The organism is Floridaenema aerugineum BLCC-F46 (assembly GCF_041929345.1).
Classification (GTDB): domain Bacteria; phylum Cyanobacteriota; class Cyanobacteriia; order Cyanobacteriales; family Aerosakkonemataceae; genus Floridanema; species Floridanema aerugineum.
Window position 1 is genome coordinate 1 of sequence record NZ_JBHFNQ010000082.1, and the last position, 2,170, is coordinate 2,170.

Sequence of the window (2,170 nt, forward strand, 5' to 3'; positions counted from 1 at the left end):
CGGCGTTCGTAGGTTTCAGTCCATTGGTACAGTTCACCCGTACTTCCATTTTGCCCCTGTGACAGTTCACCCGTTGTATCACTGTTATACAACGGGTGAACACTTTGGGAACTTACGGGTGAATTTACGGGTGAACTGTCATCCTCTACGGGTGAATTCATAAGCTCTGGATATATGTCTATATCGTCGGGGTGACGTACTTTAACTTTGGTGTAGCGGGTGGTATCAAATAGTTCATCCATATTTAGTACTTTTGGGGCACAAGGGGACAAAGCATAAGCCATCGGCGCGAGAAGGTCCGATGGCTTTTTTTCACCCTATTTAATTTCCGTCGAATGGGTTTTCCGAAATTCTTCGCTCTAGCTCAGCTAAAAGGCTCTCCCACTCAGCTATTGATTTATTTAGTCTTTCTGCTTCTCTAATATGCGTTGCCACCTGGTCGCGAGCCTGTTCAATCAGCTGGCGCAAGATTCCCCCAGAAATTGACTCTCTACGGTTGATGGGATTTGACCCCGCGCAAATCGCTCGATCAACTCTGATCGGCTTAGGTTTAAAGCTTGTGCCTGTTGATCCAAAAATTTCACCGCCGTTGGAGTCAGACCCAGTGTTACCTTGGTTTTCCCTTCGGTATATGTTTTTGGACTGACTTTTTTCCCCATTCTCTAATTCCATAAGATAACTTCCATACAAGAATAACAGAAAACTCTTTACAACATCTTACATAAGATGATAACTTATAGTAGTATCTTACGTAAGATACATTATTGAAACAGATACCCTCAGAACCAACCTGTTCTGTGACGGTCAACAGCTGTCTATCTGTTACCTGTTACTTTCCGACGGCGAGTGTCCCCATTTCCTGAAGTGCGAAAAGTGCGATATGCCTACGGCAGGCTACGCCAACGTAATTTCAGAGCCCAAGAGGGGGAAAGTCTAACAGGACAAATTAACCAAATAGTAAAAGGAGAATCTATGGTCTAAATTCTGATTTTGTGTTCATAGACAGTACACGCATTTCATGATCCAAAAAGCAGCGATCGGATCTTTTTGTCTTCGGTCCGATCGCACTTCTTAACCAAAACAATTCAATCTTGTGGGCAAAACTAATTCAGAAATTGGATGAACATTTTACCCAAGGAGGTAACTATCAAAATTAACGATCTTTCTTATGGATTTAGTTGGCGCACGATGATGGTTGGCGCTTACTTAGACCGACTTAAACTTTCCAATGTAACTATTTGGGACATTCGATTTTACCCATTTTTTTGGGTTTACATTCATTTGGAGGTGATTACAAAGTGAGAGAAATTGAAGCTAAAAACACAGTAGTCGAATCGGTGGAAGAGATAGAAACCGAAATTATTGACGCTTTAGCTAGTAAAGTTGATGGTGCGGACTTAATGGTTATTGAGGTAAACGATGAAACATTTATACCTCTGTTCCAAGAAGCATTATCTAACACTAAACAGCTTTTCTTGGATACTACTACTTTACCAGTACTCCGTCTGAAGCCACCAATAACTCAAAGTAATTTGGTGTTAGCTTTGGTGTCTTTGGCATTGGCAAACGCTCTTGACGCGCTAGATCAAGTAACTGATCAAGTAACTGACGATAGGGAAGAATGGAAAAAGGTGGTTTTTGATAGAGCAGCACTAATTATTGCCAATTCTTCCCCTGAGGTGGTGAGTTATTTCATTACGAAGGAATTTGAAGATTTAATCGTTGATTTCTTAGCCAAGAGTTAAGCAAAAAAATGCGATCGCATTAACTCTGCTTTTTGCGATCGCATTCAATATGCAACATTAAACCTATCAGGACATTATCATGACGCTAATTATAAAGGAGAAAGCCGTGTTTTGCTTCACTGGCAAGCAATGGCTGAATTTAGCTCAAGCGAGGAGTATCACCCCAAATGGCGATCGAGTCACAATCTGCTGGCAAGATGGAAAGCTTCAGGGTTTTAACTCAATTGAATCCAAAGAAATTCTCGAATGTTTACAGGAGTTGTAAATGAAAAAACTTACTTACCGTTTGAACGCACCCCAACTAAATCGGAGATTATAGTTGGGGATTCTTGCGCTAGGAAACCATAAGATTTCTCAGCGTATCCAGAGTTACTGGCGTTCTCAGTGTGTCGTTGGAACTTTTGCCAACGAACACTCTAGAAAAA

The 2,170-nt window shown here is 41.2% G+C and carries 4 protein-coding genes; 2 read left to right on the forward strand and 2 right to left on the reverse strand.

Features of this window, described 5'->3' with window-relative positions:
• Positions 1 to 284, reverse strand: a 284-nt coding sequence (locus tag ACE1CC_RS10275; protein ID WP_413270368.1) for a hypothetical protein, incomplete at its 3' end; no start/stop codon positions are given.
• Positions 285 to 321: 37 nt separating this feature from the next.
• Complete coding sequence (locus tag ACE1CC_RS10280; RefSeq protein WP_413270369.1) at positions 322 to 672, reverse strand: hypothetical protein; 351 nt, start codon at positions 670 to 672, stop codon at positions 322 to 324.
• A 626-nt stretch (positions 673 to 1,298) separates the two neighbouring features.
• Between ACE1CC_RS10280 and ACE1CC_RS10285 the strand changes: the two genes are divergently transcribed.
• Positions 1,299 to 1,745: a hypothetical protein gene (locus tag ACE1CC_RS10285; protein ID WP_413270370.1), complete on the forward strand. Its 447-nt coding sequence runs from the start codon at positions 1,299 to 1,301 to the stop codon at positions 1,743 to 1,745.
• A 79-nt stretch (positions 1,746 to 1,824) separates the two neighbouring features.
• Positions 1,825 to 2,010, forward strand: coding sequence for a hypothetical protein (locus tag ACE1CC_RS10290; protein ID WP_413270371.1), 186 nt, complete (start codon positions 1,825 to 1,827; stop codon positions 2,008 to 2,010).
• Positions 2,011 to 2,170: the final 160 nt, after the last annotated feature.